The organism is Salipiger sp. PrR003 (assembly GCF_010500785.1).
In the GTDB taxonomy this organism is placed as follows: Bacteria; Pseudomonadota; Alphaproteobacteria; order Rhodobacterales; family Rhodobacteraceae; genus Salipiger; species Salipiger pacificus_A.
This window is the reverse complement of the sequence record NZ_JAAGOV010000031.1, coordinates 13125-38478: the sequence shown is the minus strand read 5'-3', so window position 1 is coordinate 38478 and position 25354 is coordinate 13125. Positions and strand designations below refer to the sequence as shown.

Annotated in this window: 23 protein-coding genes and 1 riboswitch; of the genes, 4 read left to right on the top strand and 19 right to left on the bottom strand. The window is 66.1% G+C overall.

What is annotated here, in order from left to right:
- Nucleotides 1-2: 2 nt before the first annotated feature.
- From G0D83_RS07295 to G0D83_RS07280, 4 genes are all read right to left on the bottom strand, one after another.
- Nucleotides 3-1190: an ABC transporter permease gene (locus G0D83_RS07295; protein WP_164191279.1), complete on the bottom strand. Its 1188-nt coding sequence runs from the start codon at nt 1188-1190 to the stop codon at nt 3-5.
- 5 nt (nt 1191-1195) lie between these two features.
- Nucleotides 1196-2839, bottom strand: a complete 1644-nt coding sequence (locus G0D83_RS07290; RefSeq protein WP_164191275.1) for an ABC transporter permease — start codon at nt 2837-2839, stop codon at nt 1196-1198.
- 89 nt (nt 2840-2928) lie between these two features.
- A complete protein-coding gene (locus G0D83_RS07285; protein ID WP_108966896.1) occupies nt 2929-4041 on the bottom strand; it encodes an extracellular solute-binding protein in 1113 nt (370 codons plus the stop codon).
- Between the two features lie 121 nt (nt 4042-4162).
- Nucleotides 4163-5266 carry an ABC transporter ATP-binding protein gene (locus G0D83_RS07280; protein ID WP_108966898.1) on the bottom strand — a complete coding sequence of 368 codons (1104 nt, stop codon included), beginning with the start codon at nt 5264-5266 and terminating at the stop codon, nt 4163-4165.
- 474 nt (nt 5267-5740) lie between these two features.
- Between G0D83_RS07280 and argE the strand changes: the two genes are divergently transcribed.
- Nucleotides 5741-6904, top strand: coding sequence for an acetylornithine deacetylase (gene argE / locus G0D83_RS07275; protein ID WP_164191272.1), 1164 nt, complete (start codon nt 5741-5743; stop codon nt 6902-6904).
- A gap of 76 nt (nt 6905-6980) precedes the next feature.
- Here argE and G0D83_RS07270 read toward each other — a convergent pair whose 3' ends face one another.
- Both G0D83_RS07270 and ribA read right to left on the bottom strand, forming a co-directional pair.
- Nucleotides 6981-7487: a L,D-transpeptidase gene (locus G0D83_RS07270; RefSeq protein ID WP_164191541.1), complete on the bottom strand. Its 507-nt coding sequence runs from the start codon at nt 7485-7487 to the stop codon at nt 6981-6983.
- A gap of 32 nt (nt 7488-7519) precedes the next feature.
- Nucleotides 7520-8611 carry a GTP cyclohydrolase II gene (ribA, locus tag G0D83_RS07265; RefSeq protein ID WP_164191268.1) on the bottom strand — a complete coding sequence of 364 codons (1092 nt, stop codon included), beginning with the start codon at nt 8609-8611 and terminating at the stop codon, nt 7520-7522.
- Nucleotides 8612-8822: 211 nt separating this feature from the next.
- Between ribA and G0D83_RS07260 the strand changes: the two genes are divergently transcribed.
- Nucleotides 8823-9509 carry a response regulator transcription factor gene (locus tag G0D83_RS07260; protein ID WP_095880623.1) on the top strand — a complete coding sequence of 229 codons (687 nt, stop codon included), beginning with the start codon at nt 8823-8825 and terminating at the stop codon, nt 9507-9509.
- Between the two features lie 547 nt (nt 9510-10056).
- Nucleotides 10057-10845, top strand: a complete 789-nt coding sequence (locus G0D83_RS07255; RefSeq protein WP_235940006.1) for a hypothetical protein — start codon at nt 10057-10059, stop codon at nt 10843-10845.
- 109 nt (nt 10846-10954) lie between these two features.
- On the opposite strand, the gene pnp is transcribed toward G0D83_RS07255, so the two are convergent.
- From pnp to G0D83_RS07240, 3 genes are all read right to left on the bottom strand, one after another.
- Nucleotides 10955-13096, bottom strand: a complete 2142-nt coding sequence (gene pnp / locus G0D83_RS07250) for a polyribonucleotide nucleotidyltransferase (RefSeq protein ID WP_164191262.1) — start codon at nt 13094-13096, stop codon at nt 10955-10957.
- A gap of 275 nt (nt 13097-13371) precedes the next feature.
- On the bottom strand, nt 13372-13641 hold the full coding sequence (rpsO, locus tag G0D83_RS07245; RefSeq protein WP_108966908.1) for a 30S ribosomal protein S15: 270 nt from the start codon (nt 13639-13641) through the stop codon (nt 13372-13374).
- 153 nt (nt 13642-13794) lie between these two features.
- Complete coding sequence (locus tag G0D83_RS07240) at nt 13795-14319, bottom strand: DUF1643 domain-containing protein (protein WP_164191259.1); 525 nt, start codon at nt 14317-14319, stop codon at nt 13795-13797.
- Between the two features lie 101 nt (nt 14320-14420).
- Between G0D83_RS07240 and G0D83_RS07235 the strand changes: the two genes are divergently transcribed.
- A complete protein-coding gene (locus G0D83_RS07235) occupies nt 14421-15392 on the top strand; it encodes a threonine/serine dehydratase (protein ID WP_164191254.1) in 972 nt (323 codons plus the stop codon).
- A gap of 98 nt (nt 15393-15490) precedes the next feature.
- Here G0D83_RS07235 and G0D83_RS07230 read toward each other — a convergent pair whose 3' ends face one another.
- From G0D83_RS07230 to G0D83_RS07185, 10 genes are all read right to left on the bottom strand, one after another.
- Complete coding sequence (locus G0D83_RS07230) at nt 15491-15679, bottom strand: Trm112 family protein (protein ID WP_164191250.1); 189 nt, start codon at nt 15677-15679, stop codon at nt 15491-15493.
- The gene (locus tag G0D83_RS07225) at nt 15676-16320 is read right to left on the bottom strand and encodes an LON peptidase substrate-binding domain-containing protein (RefSeq protein WP_108967780.1); all 645 of its coding nucleotides are present in this window, start codon (nt 16318-16320) and stop codon (nt 15676-15678) included. Before G0D83_RS07225 ends, G0D83_RS07230 begins: the two co-directional genes overlap by 4 nt.
- Before the next feature lie 27 nt (nt 16321-16347).
- Nucleotides 16348-17259 (bottom strand): co-chaperone YbbN, encoded by a 912-nt coding sequence (locus G0D83_RS07220; RefSeq protein ID WP_108966916.1) that lies wholly within the window; start codon nt 17257-17259, stop codon nt 16348-16350.
- A 93-nt stretch (nt 17260-17352) separates the two neighbouring features.
- Nucleotides 17353-18084, bottom strand: coding sequence for an endonuclease/exonuclease/phosphatase family protein (locus G0D83_RS07215; protein ID WP_235940002.1), 732 nt, complete (start codon nt 18082-18084; stop codon nt 17353-17355).
- Nucleotides 18085-18095: 11 nt separating this feature from the next.
- Nucleotides 18096-19514, bottom strand: a complete 1419-nt coding sequence (gene cls, locus G0D83_RS07210; RefSeq protein WP_164191247.1) for a cardiolipin synthase — start codon at nt 19512-19514, stop codon at nt 18096-18098.
- A gap of 117 nt (nt 19515-19631) precedes the next feature.
- The gene (locus G0D83_RS07205) at nt 19632-20420 is read right to left on the bottom strand and encodes an exodeoxyribonuclease III (RefSeq protein WP_108966920.1); all 789 of its coding nucleotides are present in this window, start codon (nt 20418-20420) and stop codon (nt 19632-19634) included.
- Between the two features lie 68 nt (nt 20421-20488).
- Entirely contained in the window at nt 20489-21391 is a 903-nt protein-coding gene (locus G0D83_RS07200; RefSeq protein ID WP_108966922.1) for a DMT family transporter, read from the bottom strand.
- 127 nt (nt 21392-21518) lie between these two features.
- Nucleotides 21519-22700 carry a methionine adenosyltransferase gene (gene metK, locus G0D83_RS07195; protein ID WP_164191243.1) on the bottom strand — a complete coding sequence of 394 codons (1182 nt, stop codon included), beginning with the start codon at nt 22698-22700 and terminating at the stop codon, nt 21519-21521.
- Nucleotides 22701-22703: 3 nt separating this feature from the next.
- Nucleotides 22704-22752: riboswitch (SAM-SAH riboswitch) on the bottom strand.
- Nucleotides 22753-22788: 36 nt separating this feature from the next.
- Nucleotides 22789-24318 (bottom strand): apolipoprotein N-acyltransferase, encoded by a 1530-nt coding sequence (lnt, locus tag G0D83_RS07190; RefSeq protein ID WP_164191537.1) that lies wholly within the window; start codon nt 24316-24318, stop codon nt 22789-22791.
- Nucleotides 24319-24367: 49 nt separating this feature from the next.
- Nucleotides 24368-25342: a hemolysin family protein gene (locus G0D83_RS07185; protein WP_235939988.1), complete on the bottom strand. Its 975-nt coding sequence runs from the start codon at nt 25340-25342 to the stop codon at nt 24368-24370.
- Between the last annotated feature and the right edge of the window lie 12 nt (nt 25343-25354).

Here is a 25354-nt window from a genome sequence, read left to right as displayed (position 1 = left end):
GCTCAGCCCGGCGACATGCCCCGCAGGCGCTCGGAGCGGCGGCGCAGCATCTCGACCGTCGCCAGCAGCAGGATCGAGATCGCCACCAGCACCGTCGCCGCCGCGAGGATGGTCGGCGAGAGCTGCTCGCGCAGGCCGGTGAACATCTGCCACGGCAGGGTCTGGAGCTCGGCCGAGCCGATGAACAGCACCACCACCACCTCGTCGAAGGAGGTGATGAAGGCAAAGAGCGCGCCCGAGATCACCCCGGGCAGGATCAGCGGCATCTGCACCCGGAAGAAGGTGGTCACCGGGTTCGCGCCCATGTTTGCCGCCGCCCGCACGAGGCTCCGGTCGAAGCCGACCAGCGTCGCTGTGACGGTGATGATCACAAAGGGAATGCCCAGCACCGCATGCGCCAGAACCACGCCCCAGAGCGTGCCGACGATATTGATCTTCGAGTAGAAGAAATACATGCCGGTGGCCGAGATGATCAGCGGCACGATCATCGGCGAGATCAGGATGGCCATGATCGCGCGCTTGCCCGGAACGTGACTTTGCGACAGGCCGATGGCCGCCAACGTGCCAAGGCTCACCGAGATGATCGTCGCCAGCGGCGCGATGATCAGCGAGTTCTTCACCGCGCCGGTCCATTCGGGGTTGGTGAAGAAGTCCCGGTAGTGTTTCAGCGAGTAGCCCGCCGGATCGAAGCGCAGCATCTCGGGGGTGAAGGTGAAGAAGTCCTCCGCGTTGAACGAAAGCGGCATGACCACCAGGATCGGCGTGATCAGGAAGACGAAGATCGCGCCGCAGATGACGCGGAAGCTGTAATGCCAGAGCACCTGTCCCGACGACAGGTAGGGCACCAGCGGCACGCGGTAGCGTCCAAAGCCGATCCAGTAGGTGAACCAGCCGAAGAACCAGCCGAAGAGCGCTCCGACAAGGCCGCCCGAGACGCCCCCGCTGAGAAAGCCCAGCAGCGCGAAGACGACGATGATGCCCCAGCGCAACGGCTTTTCCAGCTCCTTCGACAGTGACATGGCGGCAAAGGCGAAGCCGGCCATGACCAGCGCGCCGAGCAGGATGCCGAGCAGCACCGAGCCGTTGGCCGCGCCGATGAAGACCCCGGCGAAGGCTCCCGCCGCGGCGAGCACCGGTAGGGTCAGCGACAGGGGTTTCTTGATGGCGGGCGTGAGAATGACGTTGCTCATGGCCGTTACCCCAGCTTCACGTTGTCGATGCCGACGATGCGGTCGTAGGCCCAGTAGAGGATCAGGACCACCGCCAGTAGGATCGAGCCGAGCGCGGCCGCGAGGCCCCAGTTCAGCGATGTCGAGATATGATAGGCGATCCGGTTCGAGATGAAGGTACCGGTGGTGCCGCCGACGATCTCGGGGGTGATGTAGTAGCCGATGGCGAGGATGAACACGAGGATCGAGCCCGCGCCGATGCCCGGCACCGATTGCGGGAAATAGACCCGCCAGAAGGTCGTCCAGTCGGTCGCGCCCAGCGATTTTGACGCCCGCACATAGGTCTTGGGGATCGTCGACATCACCGAGTACATCGGCAGGATCATGAAGGGCAGCAGGATGTGGGTCATCGCCACGATCGTGCCGAACTGGTTGTTGATCATCGTCAGGCGGCCGTCATCGGCAACCAGTCCGATCCACACCAGCACGTCGTTGATGACGCCCTGCTGCTGCAGCATGATCTTCCAGGCCGAGGTTCGCACCAAGAGCGAGGTCCAGAACGGCAGCAGCACGAGGATCATCAGCAGGTTCGCCTTGCGCGCCGGCAGGTTCGACAGGATGTAGGCCACCGGGTAGCCCAGCAGGATGCAGCTGCAGGTGATCACGAGGCTCATGAACAGCGTGCGCTTGAAGAGCATGATGTAGATGCGCTCATTCTCCGGGCGCGCCTCGGCACCGTCCGGCGTGAGTTTCATATCCACCGAGTTGAGGAAATAGCCCGAGGTGTAGTCGGGCGCGTAGAGCTTCAGCGTCCGCCAGATCTGCGGCTCGAGCCAGTCCTTGTCGATCTCGCCGAAGCCGTCCTTGAAGCTGACGGTCTCGAAATCGGGGCTGGCCACCAGCGCGGCGGCGGCCTTGAGCATGTCGGCGTGGGGGCCGGTGTAGCCCGAGACATCCTGCGTCGAGAGGTCCTGATAGAGGGCGGTGTGCACCGCCGACCAGGGCTCTTCGTCGAGCAGGGAGTCCCCCTCTTCGCGGTGGGTGTAATTCGCGAAGATCTCATATTGCTCGGCGGTGCGCGGCAGCAGCTCCTCGACGCCGTCACGCAGCGCGAATTTCGGCAGGCGCTCGCCTTTCTCCCAGGCGGCTTCCTTGGCGAGCCAGTCCTCGGAGCCCATCATCTCGGCCCAAATCTGCGCGTCGTCCCAATTCTCGTCGAGATCCTCGAACTGATCCTGATAGAGCTCACCGATGTCGTCGAGCCCACGGCCCGACTTGCGGAAGAGCGACGATGCGCCGGTCTGTTCGTAGTTCAGGCGCGAACCGAGGCGAGTGTGCTCCTTGCGTTCGGCGGCCACAAACAGATCGTAATAGGCATCTTCGAACACCTGGTCGGGCGGCAGGCCCGTGCCGTCCCAGTCGTAGAGCGCCCTGGTGGTCGTGGGCATCGTGTTCGAAACAATCTGGTTCTCAACCGAGCGGAACAGCATGTCCCCGATCGGCGCGATGAAGGTGACCAGAACGAAGATCAGCAGTGGAGCGATGAGCGCGAGGGCTCGCAACTTCTGCACGCGCAACGCCCGAGACAGGCTCTTTTTTAGCGGCGTACCATCCGCGGCCAGCATGGGCCCGTTGGCACCTTTCTCCGGGACATCGGTCGAAGCTGTCATCCTACCCCCTGCGGGTCTGTTTTTATTAGATTATGGGTCTTTGAGTGCAGAGAGGGGCCATGCGGCCCCTCTCCATGTCGCGTCTGCGCTTATTGCGCGAGCCAGGCCTGGAACTTCGCGTCGATGTCGTCGCGATAGTCCGCCCAGAACTCGTAGTTGTAGAGCAGCGTGTTCGTCGCGTTTGCCGGATCGGTCGGCATATGCGGCGCCATGTCGATGCCCAGGTCGGCGTGCTGACCGACAAGCGGAGCCGACGACTGGCGTGCCGGACCATAGGAGATGTAGGCGGCCTGATCGGCCAGACGCTGGGTGTCGGTGGCGAACTTCACGAAGTCCTTCACACGCGCCAGAGCGGCGTCGTCAAGGCCTTCGGGGATGATCCACCCGTCGAGATCGAACACCTGCATGTCCCACATCATGGCGACCGGCTGGTCCTGCTCCTCGATCACCGAGAAGAGGCGGCCGTTGTAGGTCGAGCCCATGAAGACTTCGCCGTCCGCCAGAAGCTGCGGTGTGTCGGCACCCGCGGACCACCACACGACGCTGTCCTTGATGGTGTCGAGCTTGGCGAGCGCCTGGTCCTGGCCTTCCGGGGTAGCCAGAACGTCGTAGATTTCGTCCTTGGCCACGCCGTCGCAGTACAGCGCCCATTCCATGTTGTTGATCGGGCGCTTCTCGAGCGAGCGCTTGCCCGGGTAGGTCTCGAGATCAAAGATCGAGCAGATGTCCGACGGCGCATCCGCGCCCTCGGGCACCATGTCGGTGCGGTAACCGAAGGTGGTCGAATAGACGATCTGCGGGATGAAGCAGTCGGAGACGATCATATCGCCGAAGTCGTCCTCGGCCGAGGTGCCGTCGTCTGCCTCGGCGAGCAGCTCGTCGGGATCGTATTCCATGGCGAGGCCTTCGTCGCACAGGCGGATGGCGTCAGAGGCCACGACGTCGACGAGGTCCCAGGTGATGTTGCCGGCCTCGTTCATCGCGCGCAGCTTTGCCACGGCTTCGGCCGAGCTTTCATCCCAGGAGATGTTCACCTCGGGGTGCATTTCCTTGTAGGGGTCGGCATAGGCCTTGATCTGGCTCGTCTGATACGCGCCGCCCCACGACACGAGGGTCATGTCGTTGGCCATTTCCTGCGCGGAGACGGCGCCTGCGGCAACCGTGAGCGCGGTGGTGGCCAGGAGGGTCTTGGTCCGTTTCATCTGTAACTCCCTTAGATAGCCCGTTGTGTATTGTGGGTTCCAGGACACGGGCAAACCGCCGGAACCTTTCCGGTCCGCACCGCCCGCCCACTGCAAGGGGGGCAGCGCGGGCAGAGTCTCGTCAGTTGGCGTCGAGCGCGCGGCAATCCTCGGGCAACCAGCCGATCTCGATCTCGGTGCCCGGGGTCAGGCGTACCTGGTCGGGCGCGTTGCGTGTCTTGATGACGAAGTCGCGGTTGCCGGCCACTTCGAGCCGGGTGCGGAAGATGTCGCCCATGTAGATGAACTCGAGCACCTTGGCCTTGAGCGTGTGGGCGCCTTCCTGCAGGCGATCCTTGTTGTATTCGACGCGCTCGGGGCGGATCGAAACACGGGTACGCTCGCCGACCTTGGTCACGTTGACCGGCTTGGCGTCGATCACCTCGCCCCCGTCCAGCTTGACCACGCAATTGTCGCCCCTGATCTCGGCGATGGTGCCCTCGAGCGTGTTGTTCTCGCCGATGAACTGCGCCACGAAGCTGTTCTCGGGCTGCTCGTAGAGCTGATCCGGCGGGGCGAGCTGTTGGATGCGCCCGTCGTTGAACACGGCGACGCGGTCAGACATGGTCAGCGCCTCGGTCTGGTCGTGCGTCACATAGACCACGGTGATCCCCAGTCGGTGCGCAAGATCGGTGATCTCGAACTGCATCTTCTCGCGCAGCTGCTTGTCGAGCGCGCCGAGCGGCTCGTCCATCAGCACCAGTTCGGGCTCGAACACCAGCGCGCGCGCCAGCGCGATCCGCTGTTGCTGGCCGCCCGAGAGCTGCGCCGGGCGGCGGCCGCCGAAGGCCCCCATTTCGACCATGTCGAGGGCCCGCTTGACCTTGGCCTCGCGGTCCGACTTGCCGATCTTGCGCACCTCGAGCGGGAAGCTGAGGTTCTCGGCAACGGTCATGTGCGGGAAAAGGGCGTAATTCTGGAAGACCATGCCGATGCCCCGCTTGTGCGGCGGGATATTGTTGATCGACACGCCGTCGAGCTTGATCTCGCCATGGGTGGCGGTCTCGAAACCGGCGAGCATCATCAGGCAGGTGGTCTTGCCTGAACCCGACGGTCCCAGCATCGTCAAAAACTCGCCCTTGGGCAGGCTCAGGTTCAGGTCTTTGACGACAAGGGTCTCGCCATCATAGCTTTTCTGCACGCGCTCAAAGGCGACAAAAGCGTCGCTTGTCCCGGTATCTGGCAAATCCGGCTCCCCGTTTTGTGTTCCGCGGATTTTTCTCCGCTGTCTTGCGTAGGATAAGAGCGCGTCCAGACCCATGTTGCAACCGTGTTGCCGCGAACGCGAAGAGATTCGCGTCTTTGCAGGACCATCGGGCACAAATGCGTCCCTTCGCAGCAAAAAATCGTCATGACACATTGCTCAGCAGGCCGATTACCTCCGGCTTCCGCGGGGTCATGAACGGCGTCTGAACCGGAATTTCGATGAAAATCAGCGCAGAATCGCCGTGACCTCCGGCGTAGCGGCCCCGCAACCGCACATTTCAAGAGCAAATGGCGAGAAAAACGCCAGATCTTCGTGTTCTTCCGAGCAGAGCGAAACGCCGGCCTCTGCGTCCCCTGAAACGCCCCCGGTACACACAAGGGATCGGGCGCCTTCTCCCTCTTCGCGGGTCGCAAGAGGTTTGACCGGGCGTCCGTCCCTGCTAAGCCTTCGGTCATGAGCCATCTTCTGCCCGCCACCGAGGAGCACCTGAAGCACCTCATCGCCTGCCCGACCGTCTCGAGCGAGAGCAATCTCGCGATGATGGCCATGATGGGTGATCACCTCGAGCACCTCGGCGCAAAGGTCGAGCTCTTCCGCGACGCGACCGGCACCAAGGCCAATATGTTCGCCACGCTCGGCCCGGACATCCCCGGCGGCGTGGTGCTCTCGGGGCATTCCGATGTGGTGCCGGTGACCGATCAGGACTGGAGCAGCGACCCCTTCACCTTGACCCTGCGCGACGATCACCTCTACGGCCGTGGCACCTGCGACATGAAGGGCTTCATCGCCGCCGCGCTGGCCTTGGCCGAGCCGGTCTCGAAGATGACGCTGCGCCGCCCGCTGCATCTTTGCTTCACCCATGACGAGGAGGTCGGCTGCCTCGGCGCCCGCGCATTGGTGCCCGAGCTGCAGCGCCGCGGCCACGCGCCGCGCATGGCGATCATCGGCGAGCCCACCGGCATGCGGCTGATCGAGGGGCACAAGGGCTGCTGCGAATACACCACGCGGTTCTCGGGGCTCGAGGGCCATGGCTCCGCCCCCGACCGCGGCGTGAACGCGGTGCTCTACGCGCTGCGCTATACCCAGCGGCTGATGGAGATGGCCGAGGCGCTGAAGGCCCGCGCGCCGCACGGCAGCCGCTTCGATCCGCCTTGGACCACGGTGAACGTCGGCCGCCTCGCCGGCGGTGTCGCGCATAACGTCATTCCCGGCAAGGCCGAGGTCGATTGGGAAATGCGCCCGGTGCAGCCCGGCGACGCCGAGTTCGTCAACGAGGCGCTGGCCCATTGCATCGAGCATGAACTGCTGCCCGCCATGCGCGCCGTGCACCCCGACGCCGAGATCACCACCGAGGTGATCGGCGAGGTCGCCGGGCTGATCCCGATGGAGGACAACGCGGCGCGCGATCTGATCTCCCGCCTCACCGGCAGCAATTCCGCCGACGTGGTGCCCTTCGGCACCGAGGCCGGCCTGTTCCAGCAGATGGGCCTGTCCGTGGTGGTCTGCGGCCCCGGAGAGATCGCCCAGGCCCACAAGCCCGACGAATTCGTCACCCGCGGCCAGCTGGCGCAATGCCTCGGCCTGCTCGAAGGCATCGCCCACAGCCTCGTGGCCTGAGAGGACCCGCGGCCGCTTTCTTCGCCAGCACAAGATTTCCCATGGCGGCACGGGGTGTGCCCCCGCTGCTGCCGCCTCAGCCCGCGCGCCAGCCGTCCAGCGGCTCGGGCACCACGAGCCGCGTGCCCGGCAATATCCGCCCGGCAATCTCCCGCAGATCGCCCGGCGCGAAACCGACGCAGCCTGCCGTCGGATAGCCCGGCCGCCGCCACTGGTGCAGGAAGATCGCCGAACCGCGGCCCGGCTCGGCCTCGGGCCAGTTCCAGTCGGTGATCAGCACGAGATCGTAGAGCGGATCGGCCCGTCGCAGGGTTTCGTGGCTGGGTGCGAAAGGTGCCTGCACCAGCTGGTTATAGGCCGGCGAGCCACTGTCGTCGCACCAGAGATCGCGCAGCCGGATCGGCTCTGCCCAGAAAGCGGGCCGCGCCTTGCGGTCGGGCCGGTAGAGCATGGCGACCACGCGGTGGACGCCGACCGGCGTCGCCCCGTCGCCCTCACGCTTGCAGGCCCGCACGCCGCCGCGCCCGATAACGCAGGGCCACGTCCGCCCCGCGAAACGCAGACCGGCGCGGGTCAGCACCAGGTCATTCGCCCCCACACGCACGCCCGCGCCGCTCACAGCAGGTGCCCCGATTTCTCGGCCTTGGTGGCAAGATAGCGTTCGTTGTAGGTGTTCAGCCCCACCTTCAGCGGCACGCGCTCGGCGACGGTGATGCCGCAGCGCTCCATCATCGCCATCTTGTTGGGGTTGTTGGTCAGCAGCCGCACCGCGCCGAAGCCCATCTTGCGCAGGATCTCCGCGCCGAGGCGGAAGTCGCGCTCGTCATCCTCGAAGCCCAGCCGATGGTTCGCCTCGACCGTGTCGAAGCCCTGATCCTGCAGCGCGTAGGCGCGCATCTTGTTGGCCAGCCCGATGCCCCGCCCTTCTTGGTTGAGGTAGAGCAAGACGCCTGCCCCTTCCTCGCCCATCTGCGCCAGCGCCGCATTGAGCTGCGGTCCGCAGTCGCATTTCAGCGAGCCCAGCAGGTCGCCGGTGAAACAGGCGGAATGAAGTCGCGAGAGTACCGGCTTGGAACGGTCCGGGCGGCCGATCTCGATGGCGTAATGCTCGTCTGAGCCATCCTCGGGCCGGAAGATGTGCAGCCGGGCGTTCTGCGCCGCGCGCAGCGGCACCTTGGCCGAGACCACGTGATCGAGCCGCGCCAGCGTCAGCATGTAGGGGCCTGCCGGGTCGGCCTCGACGACGGTCAGCATCTCGCCCTGCGCAAAGCCTTCGGGGTCCGCAAGCGGCAGGATCAGGGCGGCGGGCAGCAGCCGCGCCGATTTCACGAGGGTGATCGCCAGCCGGTGCAGCCCGGTGTCGCCGCCCCGGCGGGTGGCGAGCGGGCCCTTCATCGGCTTGGCCAAGTCATCCGCCGGATCGGCGATCGATTGCACCCAGTCGAGCCCCGCATCGCCTTGAAGGATCACCCGCGCCAGATCGCCGTCATAGGCCCGCGCCTTCAGCGTTTCGGCCCGGCGCGCGGTAATGGTCAGGTCAAGCTCTCCCGGCAGCGCCCGCAGCACCGCCAACCGCGCCGCCGAAACTGTCTCGGCCGCGATCACCAGCGCGCCGCCGGCCCGCGCCTTCAGCACCACCGGCACCCCCATGCGCAGGTCGGCGCGGGCACGGGCGAGCAATTCTCCGAGATCGGGCGCGAGGGACATGGGCGTCTTCCTGTCTGGGCCGCGGCGAGCGTGGCGGATGGTACACCCGGGCCAGCCGGCCCGGGAAGGCGCTGAAACAAAGCAGCTTCATTGCTGTAACAAAAGCCATCCCGCAACACGAGAGCGTGAGAACCCTGCAGCAAAACTTGTTTGTTCCCCCTTACGCTTACATGTGACCCAGCAAGACAGAGACGGCACGACGGAGAGGCAAATGGCCCAGATCAAGAACATCCTTCTGGTGGACGACGACGACGACCTGCGCGAAGCGCTGGCCGAGCAGCTGGTCATGACCGAGGATTTCGAGGTGTTCGAGGCCGAGACCGGCGCTGCCGCCATGGCGCGGGTGAAGGAACAGGTCTACGACCTGCTGATCCTCGACGTCGGCCTGCCCGACACGGACGGCCGCGAGCTGTGCAAGCTGATGCGCAAGCAGGGGGTCAAGTCGCCCATCCTCATGCTCACCGGCCATGACACGGATGCCGACACCATCCTCGGCCTCGACGCTGGTGCAAACGACTATGTCACCAAGCCTTTCAAATTCCCGGTGCTGCTGGCCCGCATCCGCGCGCAGCTGCGCCAGCATGAGCAGTCCGAGGATGCGGTCTTCACCGTCGGCCCCTACACCTTCAAGCCGTCGATGAAGCTGCTGGTGACCGAGGACGACCGTAAGATCCGGCTGACCGAGAAAGAAACGAACATCCTCAAGTTCCTCTACCGTTCGACCGAAGGCGTGGTGCCGCGCGAGATTCTGCTGCACGAAGTCTGGGGTTACAACGCCGGTGTGACGACGCACACGCTCGAGACCCACATCTATCGACTGCGGCAGAAAATCGAACCCGATCCCTCGAACGCACGTATTTTGGTCACAGAATCCGGGGGTTATCGGCTTGTTGCCTGACGAATCGGCGGAAATGTCACGTCATAGCGGTTTTCCGCCAATCTTCGTCTGCTCGCCCATTGGTTGACACTGTACTTGGTGATACTCTGACCTAGCCTTTCGGATAGGACTCCTCCCGTCGGTCAGGTCCCTCAACAGTTCCCGTGGCATGTGCGGGTCATCACATGCACCTCCCTGTTGGACTGGGCCGGGCCACGCGCCCGGCCTCTTTTTTGCAACGTCTCCGGCTTTTCGAAACCTGTCCGGCTCCGGGATGGTCGACAGACCGCACATGTAAGCCCAGCGTGTTCCAGCCCAAAGCTCAGCCCGCCAGCTGCCTGCGCCTCGGACCCCGAACCCTGCGGAGTCCGAAGCGCATCCCAGCCATTGTCGTGCAAATTCCGTGAGTGGCGTCACGACGGCTTGCCCTTTCGATCTGCGTCGAAAATTGTTAAAAAAGTGCGAACGAGGGTGAGATTCCCCCGCCACGCATGGTGAATCCCCCCGCAGCTTGCCGTTGACGCACCAGATGATAGAAGCCCGGCGCTCTGGCCGGAAAGGACTCAGTTTGACCGACACGCCCCGACGTCTCGAACATCCGAACATGAACGCGCAGCTCCTGCATTGGTGGATGCGCGACTACGATCATGTCTTCGTGGTGCTCAACCCCTTCTTCCGCGTGCCCGGCTTTACGCCGGAAACCACCGCCTGGGGTCCGCTGCGCAGTGAAGCGACGACACCGCAGGAACTCGAGGCGCTGCTCGAGAGCCTTGGCGGGCCGCAGCCCGACCAAGCCCCCGAGGCCTTCGATGAGATCATCAAGACCACCGGCCAGCCGGTGCGCTGGGACATGATCGCCCAGGCGCTTGGTGTCAGCGACTTCCGACATTTCGCACGCATGGTCTGGCTCTGGGTGATCGGGGCCGAGCCGCCGGATCTCGATGCCACGCTTGTCTCACGGATCGCGCGGCACTGCCGTCACGAAGGGCTCTACAAGCCGGAGGAGGACTGGCTGCCGCTGGTCCTCGAGCCAATGCTTGTGCCCTATTTCGAGGCGCTCCGCCTCGACGAGGTCACCCTCTGGGACGAGACCCGCACCTCCTCGCTGGACTGCCCGGTCGAGGCGTTGCACCGGGACGAGCCGCCGGTGGCCCTGATGGATGCGCCGATTTCGGCGATCTCGGCGCCCGGGCTGCTGCTGAGCTGGTCGCAGGACCAGGTGACCGGCCTACTGGCCCTTACCGAGGAGATGCGCCAGAAAGTCGACCCTGCGCGTCACCTCGAAGGCTTCTGGGCCGGAGCGGGCACCTCGTCTCTGGTGCTGGATCAGCCTCGGGCCCCTGCCCTGCTGCACTGAAGCCAGACGCGGGCGCAGCGCGCGCAGCGGCGAGTGTCCCCCCAACAGAAAACGCCCCGACCGAAAGGCCGGGGCGTTTGTGCATTTCAGCGAGGGCCGAGGCCGCGGATCACTCCGCGGTCTCTTCCTTCTTGTCCGCTGCCAGCTCTTCGCCGGTTTCTTGGTCGACCATCTTCATGGCGAGGCGCACCTTGCCGCGATCGTCGAAGCCGAGCAGCTTCACGTAGACTTCCTGGCCTTCCTTCAGCACATCCGACGGATGGTTCAGGCGGCGGTTCTCGATCTGGCTGACGTGCACGAGGCCGTCGCGCTTGCCGAAGAAGTTCACGAAGGCGCCGAAATCGACGATCTTCACGACCTTGCCCTTGTAGACGGCGCCCTCTTCCGGCTCTGCCACGATCGAGTAGATCATGTCGTAGGCCTTCTGGATGGCTTCGCCGTTGGCCGAGGCGATCTTGATCACGCCATCGTCGTTGATGTCGACCTTGGCGCCCGACACTTCGACGATCTCGCGGATCACCTTGCCGCCCGAGCCGATCACTTCACGGATCTTGTCGGTCGGGATCTGCATGGTCTCGATGCGCGGGGCGTGGACCGAGAAGTCGCCGGCTTCGGTGAGGGCCTTGGCCATCTCGCCGAGGATGTGCATCCGGCCGTCCTTGGCCTGTGCCAGCGCCTGCTTCATGATCTCGGGGGTGATGCCCGCGACCTTGATGTCCATCTGCAGCGAGGTGATGCCGTTCTCGGTGCCTGCGACCTTGAAGTCCATGTCGCCGAGGTGGTCCTCGTCGCCGAGGATGTCGGTCAGCACCGCATACTCACCGTCGTCTTCCAGCACGAGGCCCATGGCCACACCGGCCACCGGTGCCTTCAGCGGAACGCCTGCATCCATCATCGACAGCGAGCCGCCGCAGACGGAGGCCATCGAGGACGACCCGTTGGATTCGGTGATCTCGGACACCACGCGGATGGTGTAGGGGAAGTCGGTCGGTGCAGGCAGCACGGCCTGCAGCGCGCGCCATGCCAGCTTGCCGTGGCCGATTTCGCGGCGACCCGGCGAGCCAACGCGGCCCACTTCACCCACCGAGTACGGCGGGAAGTTGTAGTGCAGCAGGAAGTTGCTGCGGAAGTTGCCGTGCAGGGCGTCGATGATCTGCTCGTCGTCGCCGGTGCCGAGCGTGGTCACGACCAGCGCCTGGGTCTCACCGCGGGTGAACAGCGACGAGCCGTGGGTGCGCGGCAGAACCGAGGTTTCCGATACGATCGGACGAACCTGGTCGAGCGCGCGGCCGTCGATGCGACGCTTGTTCTTCACCACGTCCGAGCGCAGCACGACCGACTCGAGCTTCTTGATCGCCGAACCGAGGTTCGCGTCTTCGAGCTGCTCTTCGCTCAGCTGTGCCTTGATCTCTTCCTTGGCGGCCGACACGGCGGCGACGCGCGCCTGCTTGTCGGTGATCGCGTAGGCGGCCTTCATCTTGGCTTCGCCCAGACCCTTCACCACTTCGAAAAGCTCCGAGTAGTCGGGCGCCTGGAAGTCGAAAGGCTCTTTCGCGGCGGATTCGGCCAGATCGATGATCAGGTCGATGACGGGCTGGATCTGCGCGTGCGCAAAGGTCACGGCGCCCAGCATCTCGTCTTCGGTCAGCTCGTAGGCTTCCGATTCCACCATCATCACGGCGTCCTTGGTGCCGGCGACGACGAGGTCGAGACGCTGATCGGGGTTGTTGCGCAGACCCTGCATGTCGTCGACGGTCGGGTTCAGCACGTATTCGCCCTCGGTGTAACCGACGCGGCAGCCGGCGATCGGACCCATGAAGGGCACGCCCGAGATGGTCAGCGCGGCCGAGGCGGCGATCATCGCCACGACGTCGGGGTCGTTGACCAGATCGTGCGACAGCACGGTGCACATCACCAGCACTTCATGCTTGAAGCCGGGGACGAAGAGCGGACGGATCGGACGGTCGATCAGGCGTGCGGTCAGCGTCTCTTTCTCGGTCGGACGCGCCTCGCGCTTGAAGAAGCCACCGGGCACCTTGCCCGCGGCATAGTATTTTTCCTGGTAGTGGACGGTCAGCGGGAAGAAATCCTGGCCCGGCTTCGGTTCCTTCGCGAAGGTCACGTTGGCCATGACCGAGGTCTCGCCGAGCGTGGCGATGACGGTGCCGTCTGCCTGACGGGCAACCTTGCCGGTCTCGAGGGTGAGGGTTTCCTCGCCCCACTGCATGGATTTCGTCGTTACGTTGAACATGTAGCGTATCCTGTAAGGGAGCACTCCCGGCCCTCCGGGTCTCCCGTTCCTATGGTGGCCCCATTGCCACCGCTCCCTATCCTCTTGCATGTGCCCGGGAGCCAAAGGCGTCACGTCTCAGATGGGGCGCGCATACAGGAGAATCCGCCTTTTGGGAAGTGATAAGCGCGGCGCGCCCTCGGACAGGCCGGGGACCGCCCCCAGGGCGCAAGGCCCGAAACGCAAAACGCCCGCTCCAGAGGAGCGGGCGCTGCGACTTCCGTATCCTGCGCGGATCAGCGGCGGATGCCGAGGCGCTGGATGAGGTCGGTGTAACGTGCCTCTTCCTTGCCCTTCAGATAGTCCAGCAGCTTGCGGCGCTGAGCCACGAGCTTCAGAAGGCCACGACGCGAGTGGTTGTCCTTCTTGTGGGTCTTGAAGTGCTCGGTCAGGGTCGTGATGCGGCTGGTGAGGATGGCAACCTGGACTTCGGGCGAACCGGTGTCGCCTTCCTTGGTTGCAAATTCCTTCATCAGGCGGTTCTTTTCTTCAACGGTGATCGACATCGGGGTCTCCTTGAAGGTTTGAGGGATGGCACAAGCCGGGATGTCGTCCAGCAGGGCCCTTGGAGCGCTCCGGCCCGCATGGCCGGATGCGCGCATATAGGGCGATTCAGGTGCGAAGGGAAGCCCGAAGTTCCCCGGCGCGGCCAATCGGGGTCATCCGGCGGCCGATCCAGCCTGCCGATGCCAGAGCCGCGGCTGCTGGCTGTAGGCCACATAGAGCGGATGCCGCGGGTGCCCGTCCCTCGTCAGACCCAGCACATGCACGGCGCCAATGAGCTGCGCCGCGATCTGCGGCCCGCGTCCCATATGTGCACCGTGCATCCCCCAGCCGGCCAGCGTCATCCCCGCCTCGGCGTGCCAGCGCAGCAAAAGCGCGTCATTCTCCGGCCCCACCGGGGTCTCGGCGCGGCGCAATTCGGCCGGGGTCGGCGCGCGGAAGGCGAAGATATTGGCGATGCGCATGCCGCCGAAGCCCATCGCCTGCGCCCGCCGCTGGCAGCGGTCTATGGTGGGATCGTTGCGCCGCTCGTCGGCCTTGGCAGGGTTGAGCATGACCCAGAGCAGCACGGGCCCCGGCGTCTCGCGCCAGAGCCGTTCCAACCCGTATCGATAGGTCCCGCAGGGCGAGTAGAGCGCCCGCGGGCGTGTGCCGTTGTCCTCGTGGCGCCGTTCGATCATGGCGTTACTCTCACCAGCGGAGGCACCGCCTGGCAAGCCCGTTGACTTGCCCCCCGGGCCGGCACAGGGTCTGCCCGAGACCGACAACCCGAGGATATCCCATGGACATCACCCGCATCGAAGCCGCCGCCGGGCGGCTGCAAGGCCACGCCCGCCGCACGCCGCTGCTCTCTTCGCCCTTCCTCGACGAGATCGCCGGGCGCCGCGTGCTGGTGAAGGCCGAGTGCCTGCAGCACACCGGCAGTTTCAAGTTCCGCGGCGCCTGGTCGGCGCTCTCCGCGCTCGATCCCGAGGTGCGGGCCAAGGGGGTGATCGCCTTCTCCTCGGGCAACCACGCGCAGGGCATCGCGGCGGCGGCAAAGGGCTTCGGGGTGCCCGCAGTGATCATCATGCCCGCCGACGCCCCCGCCGCGAAAGTCGCCGGCACCCGGGGGCTCGGCGCGGAGGTGGTTCCTTATGACCGCGAGAAGGAAGACCGCGACGCGCTCGGCGCCCGTCTGGCGGCGGAGCGCGGCCTCACGCTGGTCAAACCCTTCGACGAGCCCGAGGTGATCGCGGGGCAAGGCACCTGCGGGCTGGAGATCGCCGAGCAGGCTGCCCAAGAGGGGGTGACCGAAGCCGATGTGCTCGTCTGCTGCGGCGGTGGCGGGCTGACCTCGGGCATCGCGCTGGCGCTCGAGGCCAAAGCCCCCGGCCTGCGCGCACGCCCCGCCGAACCCGACGGGTTTGACGACGTCAAACGCTCGCTGGCGGCGGGCACAATCCAGCGCAACGCGGCCATGGGCGGCAATATCTGTGACGCCATCGTCACGCCGCAGCCGGGCAACCTCACCTTCCCCATCATGCAGCGGCTCTGCGGGCCGGGACTGGCCGTCTCCGAGGAAGAGGCGCTCAAGGCCATGCAACTCGCGGCCCGCCATCTCAGGATCATCGCCGAGCCCGGCGGCGCGGTGGCCCTGGCCGCGGCGCTCTTCCGCGCCAGCGAGATCGAGGGCGAGGCGGTGATCTGCACCGTCTCCGGCGGCAACGTGGATGCGGCGATCCTCGCCCGCGCGCTCGCGCTCGACATCTGAGACAGGAAAAGGCGCGGTCCCCTTTGGACCGCGCCTTGTTCTTTCAGCCGGGAATATTCCGTGGAGCGCGAGGGGCGCGCCCCCTCGCTTTTCTGCGCTCAGCTGTCGAGCCGCCGGGCCTCGTCGATCAGCATCACCGGGATGCCCTCACGGATCGGGAAGGCGAGCCCCGCGCCCCTGCTGACAAGCTCCTGACGCCCGGCATCGTAGTCGAGCACGGCATGGGTCACCGGGCAGACCAGCGCCTCGAGCATGCGGCGGTCAAAGGTGAATGTCTCTTCGCTCATTGAATCAGGTCCTCTTCTCCGCCGCGCAGGGCAAACTCGATCAGTGTCACCAGCGTCTCGCGGCGCGACTCCAGGCGCGGGGCCTCCAGCAACGCCTGCTTCTCTTCGGGCGCGAAATCCAGCAGCATCGAGAGCGAGTTGATCAGCAGCTCGTCCTCGGCATCCTTCAGCGTGTCCCAGTCGGCGGAGAGGCCGCGCGCCTCGAAATACCGGTCTAGAAGCCGCAGGAAGGCGCCGCGGTCGAAGCTGTCGTCGTGGTCGGCATGCGACGTGAGATCATGTTCGAACCCCTCCCATGAGACCTTGCAGCGACGGTAGGGGGTGAAGCCGTCGACTTCCTCCATCACCCGGAAGCGCGACAGGCCCGACAGCGTGATCATGTAGCGCCCGTCCTCGGTCTCGGAGAACTGGGTGATGCGCCCGGCGCAGCCGATGCGCTGCAACGAGGGCCGCTCGTCAGAGCCGTTCGCCGCAGGCTGGACCATGCCGATGAGCCGCGCGTCGGTCTTCAGCGCGTCGTCGAGCATCGCCAGATAGCGCGGCTCGAAGATGTGCAGCGGAAGGCGCGACCGCGGCAGCAGCAGGGCTCCGGGCAGCGGAAAGACCGGGATCATTCCGGGAAGGTCGGTTCGTCTCACCATGACCTGCGAGCTAGGGCGCATCGGCGATCAGGCAAATATCATAGAGGTGAGTTTGCGACGTCCGTTGAGCACAACCGGATCGTTCGGCTTGAGCGCCTCGAAGATGGTGAAGAGCTGGGTCTTGGCAGCCCCGTCGTTCCACTCGCGGTCGCGGCGGAAGAGATCGAGAAGCTGGGTCACCGCTTCTTCGGTCTGGCCATGCGCGTAGAGCGCCTGCGCGAGATCGAAGCGCGCCTGCAGGTCCGCCGGGTCCGCTTCGACCTTGGCGGTCAGCTCGGCGACGGGGCCGGCGTTGCTCGCCTGCTTGGCAAGCTCGATCTTGGCGTGTGCCGCTTCCAGCTCGGGGGCCTTGGAAATTTCCACCGGTGCGCCGTTCAGCACCGCCTCGGCCTGCTCGATCTCGCCAAGCGCGAGATAGCACGCCACCATGCCCGCGAAGGCCTTGGCGTTCTTCGGATCCTCTTCGAGCACCGCTGCGAAGACCTGTGCCGCATCGGCTGCGGCGCCCTGCTCGAGCATTTCCTCGGCAGTGGCCACGGCCTCGTCGAGCCCGCCCGAGGCGTCACCGCCCGAGGCCTGCACGACCCGGTCGATGAAGGCCTTAAGCTCGGAGGCCGGAAGCGCGCCCTGAAAGCCGTCGATCGGCTGGCCCTTGTAGAAGGCATAGACCGTCGGGATCGACTGGATGCGCAGCTGACCGGCGATCATCTGCGCTTCGTCGACGTTGACCTTGGCCATCTTGACGGCGCCGCGCGCCTCGGTCACCGCGGCCTCGAGAGCCGGGCCGAGCTGCTTGCAGGGGCCGCACCACGGCGCCCAGAAGTCGACGATGACCGGCACCTCCTGCGAGGCGTCGACCACCTCGGCCATGAAGTCAGCTTCGCTGACGTCCTTGATGAGATCGCCCTTGGGGGCCTCGGTCTTGCCCAGTTCCAGCATATGATCCTCCGCTGCGGCGGTTAGCTTGGAGTGTTACATGGCGCAGGACATGGCGTGATGCAAGACCGCCTCCCGACACTGGCCGCGATGGGATCAGCCGCGGCGCGAGAGCTGCGCCCAGATCGGCAGGTGATCCGAGGCGCGCCGCGCCGCGCCGCCCTCCTCGACCCCTGCATCGTCGAGCGCCAGGGCGCTGCCGTAGGCGATGCCGTCCAGCGCCACGAAGGGCCGCGAGGCGTGGTAGCTTCGGCCCGGCAGGGTAAGGGTGAAATCGCGCTCCCAAGGCTCGTAGCCGCGCACGTCGGACCACTCGTTGAAATCGCCGAAGATCGCCGCCTCGGCGCGTAGCTCACCGAGTTGGTCGCGGATCTCGGACATCTGCTTGAGCCGGTAGCGGCGCAGCAGTCCGAGGTGCGCGCCCACGACGTTCACCCCCTCGACCCGAGCCATGACCGCGCCGCGCGGCTCCAGCCCCGGCAGATCGAAGCGCCGGATGTCGGTTACCTCAAGCCCCTTTCGGACGAAAATGGCATTGCCGTGCCAGCCGAGGCTGACGTCGTTGCGGGCGAGGTTCACGACCTCGTAGTCGGTTTCCTGCGCGATCAGGAAACGCGGGATGGCCGCGGGGCGCGGGCCGAGCCGCAGGTCGGCCTCCTGCAGCACCACCACGTCGGCGCCGATGTGGTTGAGCACCTGCAGGATCCGGGCCGGATCGCGGCGGCGGTCGATGCCCATTGCCTTGCGGATATTGTAGCTGGCGACCTTCAGCACGGTTTTCGCGGCGGTAGTCGCGGCAGGCTTGGGAGAGGCGGACAGGGGCGACATGGCGGACACCTTCACAGGATCGGGGCCAGCAACCGCGCAAAGGGCGCGGCGGCACGCACCCACCTCGGGTGCTCGTGCAGCGGCTTGTCCATCTTGTAGGCGCTGGTGAAATCGGCCTCCAGCATCTTCGCCACCCGCGACGCGAAGCCGCGGTCGAAAATCAGGGCCATTGTCTCGAAATTGAGCCGGAAAGAGCGATTGTCGAGGTTTGCCGAGCCCACTGCGGCGAAGTCGTCGTCGACCAGCACGACCTTCTGGTGGACGAAGCCGCCTTCGTAGCGCAGCACCTCGACCCCGGCGGCGCGGACCTCATCGAAGAAGGCATGGGCGGCGAGCCACGGAAGGTAGTGGTCGATGGCATCGGGCACGAGCACCTTCACGTCGCAGCCGCGCAGCGCGGCGCCAACGAGGGCCGAAAGCACGTCCTGGTCGGGCACGAAATACGGCGTCGCGATCCACACCCGCTCGCGCGCCTCGGCCAAGGCCGAGATGAAGAAGAGCGCTCCGGTGTCCATGTCGTCGGCAGGCCCCGAGGGCAGCACCAGGCCCGAGAGGTTCTCCTCGGCACTGTCGGGCCGCCAGTTGAGCCCGCCCCCGATGCTCTCGCCGGTGGCCCAGTGCCAGTCCTCTGCGAAGACCAGCTGCAGCTGCGCCACCATCGGGCCGCGCAGGTGCAGGTGCGTGTCGCGCCAAGGGCCGAAGGTGGGGTTCTTGCCGAGATAGTCATCCTTGACGTTGTGGCCGCCGATGAAGCCCTCCTGCCCGTCGATGATCACCGTCTTGCGGTGGTTGCGGAAGTTGATCTGGAAGCGCTTGGTCGGACCCGGCGCATTCGCCGGATCGACCACCTGCACCCCGGCGTCGCGCAGGGCATTGAGGTAATGCGCCGGCAGCCCGTAGCTGCCCACCCCATCAAAAATCAGTCGCACCGACACGCCGCGCGCCGAGGCCGCGATCATCCGTTCGGCCATCTCGTTGCCCAGTCCGTCCTCGGCGATGGTGTAGAACTGCACCAGCAGGTAATGCTCCGCCCGGTCCATCGCCTCGAAAACCGCCTCGAAAGTGGCCTTGCCGTCGACCAGGAGGTTCGCCGAGTTGCCACCAACCGCCGGCATCGCCGCCAGTCGCTCGAAGGCGCGGTAGCGGGCCCCGTCGGCTTCTGCGGGCGGGTAGTCGGCGCAGAATGCGTCCATCTCGCGCCGCACGAGGCGGCTGCTGCGCCGGGTGATGCGGTAGCCCTTGAGCTTGTGCTGCCCGAAGAAGAGATAGGCCGGCAGCGCGAACCACGGCGCCGCGACCAGAAAGACCGTCCAGGCGACGGCCCCCTGCGGCGTGCGCGCCGTGGTGACCGCGCGCCAGACGGCGAAGGCCACCAGAAGCGGCAGGGCAACCGCCAGGAAGACGGCGAAGATCGTGGTGTTGGGGCCCATGCACGGCGCTCCGATGTTGCGTCCGGGAACCCTGTCCCGGCCCCGCCTCAACCAGAGCGCATCGCGGATTGTTCCGCAAGCGCCCGGACTTGTGCGCCGCCCGGACGCGACTGTGGCTCAGAGGTCGAAGCTGGCGAAAACCGGCACGTGGTCCGAGGGCTTCTCCCAGCCACGCGCGGCGCGCAGGATGCGCGAGCCGTGCCCGGCATTCGAGATATCCGGCGTCGCCCAGACGTGATCGAGCCGCCGCCCCTTGTCCGCCGCGTCCCAGTCGCGCGCGCGGTAGGACCACCACGAATAGAGTTGCCCCTCGGGGATGTCCTGCCGGGTGATGTCGACCCACTCCCCCGCGTCCTGCGCCTGCGCCAGGTGCTCGACCTCGATCGGCGTGTGCGAGACGATCTTTAGCAGCTTCTTGTGGCTCCAGACGTCATCCTCGCGCGGGGCGATGTTGAGATCGCCGACGAGGATCGACTTCTCGGGCTTGTGGGCGTGGAACCAGTCACGCATCTCGGTCAGGTAGTCGAGCTTCTGGCCGAACTTCTCGTTCACCTCGCGGTCCGGCTCGTCGCCGCCGGCGGGGACGTAGAAGTTGTGGATGGTGACGCCGTTCTCGAGCTTCGCCGCGACGTGGCGGGCGTGGCCGAGGGTGGCGAAATCCTGATCGCCGGCGTCAAGCAGCGGCAGCTTCGACAGGATGGCGACGCCGTTGTAGCCCTTCTGCCCACGCGCCACGATATGGGTGTAGCCAAGCGCCGCGAACTGCTCGAGCGGGATCTTGTCGACCGGGCTCTTGGTCTCCTGCAGGCACAGCACGTCCGGCCCCTCTTCGGCGAGCAGCTTGAGGACGATGGGCTCGCGCAGGCGGACCGAGTTGATGTTCCAGGTGGCAAGGGTGAAGGACATGGGGCGGGCTCCTTTTCTGGCGCGGAAAATGTCAGCCTCCCCCGCCCGGCGCAACCCGGATCCGGCGCTCAGAGCACGAGCACGAGGATCAGCACCGACAGGCACAGGAAGCCGATGCCCGCCAGCTCGCGGCGGGTGATGCTCTCCTTGAAGACCAGAACCGAGGCCATGACCGAGAAAATCAGCTCGACCTGCCCCAGCGCCTGCACGTAGGCGGCGGTCTGCAGGGTAAAGGCGGTGAACCACGACAGGCTCCCGGCCATCGAGGTGAGGCCAAGCCAGATCGCGGTGCGACGTGCCTGCCAGACGGCGGTGATCTGCCCCGGCTCGAAGAGCCGCAGCCAGAGCGCCATGCCGAGGGCCTGCGACAGCACCACGCAGACCAGTGTCACCCCGGCGCGAAGAAAGGGCGCCTCCGAGGCGATCTCGAGCGAGGCACCGCGATAGCCGACACCGGAGATCGCAAAGAAGAAGCCAGAGGCGAGGCCGAGTGCCACCGCCCGGCTGCCGATGCGGCGCAGCCAGTTGCCCGAAAGGCCCGGCGTCTCGGAGAGCAGCAGGACCCCGATGAGGCCGATGAGGATCGCCCCCCAGCCCGCCGCCGAGATGTTCTCGCCCAGCACCACGAGGCCGACGAGCGCGGTCTGGATGACCTCGGTCTTCTTGAAGGTGATGCCGACGGCGAAGTTGCGCTGCCGGAACAGCGCCACGACCAAGACCGTGGCGAGAATCTGCCCCAGGGCGCCGAAGAGCGCATAGGCCCAGAAGGCGGAGCTCAGCTGCGGCCAGCCCTGCCCAGTGGCGATCAGGTAGGTCGCTACGACCAGCACGGCGGCGGGCGCGGCATAGGCAAAGCGCGCGAAGGTCGAGGAGGTTGCGGTGAGCCCGCCCGTGCTCAGCACCTTGTGAAGCATGAAGCGCAAGGTCTGGAAGAAGGCAGCGCAGAGGGTGACGGCAATCCACAAATCCATGTGGCATGCCATGGCATGCGGCGCCGGGATTGACCATAGGTCAGAGCGCCAAAAGCGAAGCGGGCCAGAGGTCTCCTTCCGGCCCGCCTGATCCCGCGCAATTCCGATTGATGGGAATTGCCCGGCTTCAGATCTCGCGCTTCAGCGCCTCTGCAAGATCGGTCCGCTCCCACGAGAAGCCGCCGTCCGACTCGGGCGCGCGGCCGAAGTGGCCATAGGCCGCGGTGCGCTGGTAGATCGGCTTGTTCAGCTCGAGATGGGTGCGGATGCCGCGCGGGGTCAGGTCCATCACCTTGGGGATGGCCCGCTCGATCGCCGCGGCTTCAAGATCGCCGGTGCCGTGGGTATCGACATAGATCGACAAAGGCTTGGCGACGCCGATGGCGTAGGAGAGCTGCACGGTGCAGCGCTCGGCCAGACCTGCCGCCACGACGTTCTTGGCAAGGTAGCGCGCGGCATAGGCCGCCGAGCGGTCGACCTTGCTGGGATCCTTGCCCGAGAAGGCACCGCCGCCATGCGGAGCCGCGCCGCCGTAGGTGTCGACGATGATCTTGCGCCCGGTCAGGCCCGCATCGCCGTCCGGCCCGCCGATGACGAACTTGCCGGTTGGGTTCACCCACCATTCGGTCTCGGGGCTGATCCAGCCCTCGGGAAGCGTGCTGCGGATGTACGGCTCGACGATGGCGCGGATATCGTCCGAAGTCTGCCCCTCGTCGCTGTGCTGGGTCGACAGCACGATCGACGTCACGCCGACCGGCTTGCCGCCCTCGTAGCGCACCGAGATCTGCGACTTGGCGTCCGGACCCAGCATCGGCTCGGCCCCGGACTTGCGCGCCTCGGCGAGCCGCTTGAGAACGGCGTGCGAATAGAGGATCGGCGCCGGCATCAGCTCGGGCGTCTCGTTGGTGGCATAGCCGAACATGATGCCTTGATCGCCCGCGCCCTCGTCGCGGTCACCCTGCCCGGTCACGCCTTGGGCGATATGCGCCGATTGCTCGTGCAGCAGGTTGGTCACCTCGCAGGTGGCGTGATGGAACTTGTCCTGCTCGTAGCCGATATCCTTGATGCAGGCGCGGGCGATATCGGGGATGCGCTCCATGTAGTCATGCAGCTTGTCCTGGTCGGTCAGGCCGATCTCGCCGCCGATCACCACGCGGTTGGTGGTGGCGAAGGTCTCGCAGGCGACCCGGGCCAGGGGGTCCTCTGCCAGAAGAGCGTCGAGCACGGCATCGGAAATGCGATCGCACACCTTGTCGGGGTGCCCCTCGGAAACGGATTCCGAGGTGAAGATATAGTTCTGTCGGGACATAAGCGCTCCATTAGGTACCAGCTGTCACGCCAGGAAGCCGTTGTGACAGGGATATGAACCTTCTCGCTACGCGGCAACGAAAGCGGCGTCAATCCGAATTACGTCGCGACTTGTGCAGAGCCGGGCGGAAGGCGAGCAGCATCAGCACGGCCAGAAGCCCAAGGAGGGGCAGATCGCCGGTCCGGCTGTAGAGCGTCACGCGCAGCGGCGGCGGCAGGCGGGCGTCGATGAAGCCGGCCTCGCCCAGCGGCAGCGATTTCAGCACGCGCCCCGCGCCGTCGATCACCGCCGACACGCCGGTGTTGGCGGCGCGCAGCATCGGCAGGCCCTGCTCGATCGCCCGGATCCGGGCCTGCGCGAGGTGCTGATAGGGGCCCGAGAAATTGCCGAACCAGGCGTCGTTGGTGATCTGCAGCAGCAGCTCGGGCCGCGGAGCGCCGCGCAGGTCCTGGGGGAAGACCGCCTCGTAGCAGATAAGCGGCAGCGCGTAGCCCATCTCCCCGCCCAGATCGAGCAGCTGCGGCCCCGGCCCGGCGGAGTAGCCGCCCTCCGCCCGCGCGGCGATACCGCTGACGTTGATGTGGCGGAAGAGTTCCTTGAAGGGCATGTACTCGCCGAAGGGCACCAGATGGTGCTTGTCGTAGACCGCCTCGACCTTCGGGCCCTGCGTGACCAGTGCCAGGGAATTGAAGTAATCGTAGCCCTCGCTGCGCTGGATGCCGAGCACCACCCGGCCCGGCAGGGCGGCATCGGTGATCACCCGCAGCTCGCCCTCGGCGTTCTCAAGCAGCCGCGGCACCGCGGTCTCGGGCCAGACGATGAGTTCGGGGCGCGGCAGACCGTCCTGCGCCGGGGCCGCGGTGAACTCGACCTGTCGCTCGAAGAAAATCGGGATATAGGCGCGGTCCCATTTCTGGGTCTGCGGCGCGTTGGGCTGGACAAGGCGGACCACCGGGCGGCCGCCCAAGTCCTGCAGCGGCGGCACCATCTGCGCCCCACCGACAAGCAGCCCGAGCACAAGGACAAGCCCCAGCGCCCCCGCCTGCCACGCGCCGCACAGCCCGCGGGCCAGCAGCGCCGCCAATGCCAGGGTCACGAGCGTCAGCCCGAAGGAACCAGTCCAGGCTACCCATTGGATCGCGCCCGTTGGCTCCCAGAGGTAGCCGACGAGCCCCCAGGGAAAGCCAGTGAAGAGATAGCCTCGTGCCAGCTCGGCCAGCCCCCAGCTGACCACGAGCGCGAAGAGCCTGGCCCGCGGTGCCTGTACGGCGCCCCAGAAGGCAAGTCCCCAGAAGAGCGCCAGCCCTGCCGCCATGAACAAGAGCGCAAAGGGCGCCATCCAGGCGGTGACCGCAGCATCGACCTGAAATGGCTCGGTGAGCCAGTTGAGCGCCAGGCCGAAATAGCCCGTGCCGACGCCGCAACCGATGGCGAGCGCGGCACGAGGCCTGCGCTGCAGTGCAAAGAGCGCCATGGACAGCACGAGCCCCGCCAGCGCGACGTACCACAGGTTCCACGGCGCCTGTCCCAAGGCCATGAGCCCGCCGCAGGCAAGCGCCGGGAGAACCGCGGCACGGCCCGTCAGCAGGCGTGCGGCCCGGGCGGCAACGGGGGCCATCATCTCGCGATGGTTGTCCGCAGTTTCCGCATCGGGCCGCACCTCCGGTTCAGCCACGCGCGACCCCGGTGTCGCCGCCGCTCAGCTGGGCCGCACCCTCGGGTTTCGCCGGCGGCAGCAGCGCCGGAGGGGTGATGGATACGTCGGCGGCCGGGGCCGAAGGACGCACCCGCAGCCGCTTGATGCGGCGCGGGTCGGCGTCGACCACCTCGAAATCGATACCGTCGGGATGCGGGATCACCTCGCCGCGCGCCGGCACGTGACCGGCGAGCATGAAGACGAGGCCGCCGAGCGTGTCGATCTCCTCCTCGTCGATCTCGTCCGGGTCGGTGAGCGCAATACCGGTGGCTGCCTCGAACTCCTCGAGCGGGGTCTTGGCCAGCGCCAGCCAGCTGCCCGATTTCTCGCGGAAGAAGTTGCGGCCTTCCTCGGTGTCATGCTCGTCCTCGATTTCGCCGATCACCTGTTCGATCAGATCTTCGATCGTCACGAGACCGTCGACACCGCCGTACTCGTCGATCACCAGCGCCATGTGCCGGCGTTCGGTTTGCATCTTGGTGAGCAGCACGCCGATCGGCATCGAGGGCGGCACGAAGAGCAGCGGACGCAGCATCTTCTTCATGTCGAACTCTTCGCCATGGCCGTTGAAGCCGTGCAGCAGGGCGAAATCCTTGAGGTGCACCATTCCGACAGGCGTGTCGAGCGTGCCGGAATAGACCGGCAGACGGGTCATGCCGCTGTCGCGGAAGACCGTCACAAGCTCATCCATGGCGAGTGTATCGGGCACGGCAACGATTTCCGCCTTGGGAATCGCCACGTCCTCCACGCGCATGCGCCGGAGGTTCATCATGCCATGTACGGGCCGCTCGTAAGCGGCCACGAGACCCTGCCCCGTTTCTGTCGCAGCCTCGGTTCCGTTCACACGGCCCGAAAAGATGCGTTTGAAGAAACCCGGAGGCCGGTCAATCTGCTCGTTTTCCTGCGCGCCATGCGCTGCATTAGACGAGTCGTCAGTGTCTCCCATCGGTCCTTTTGA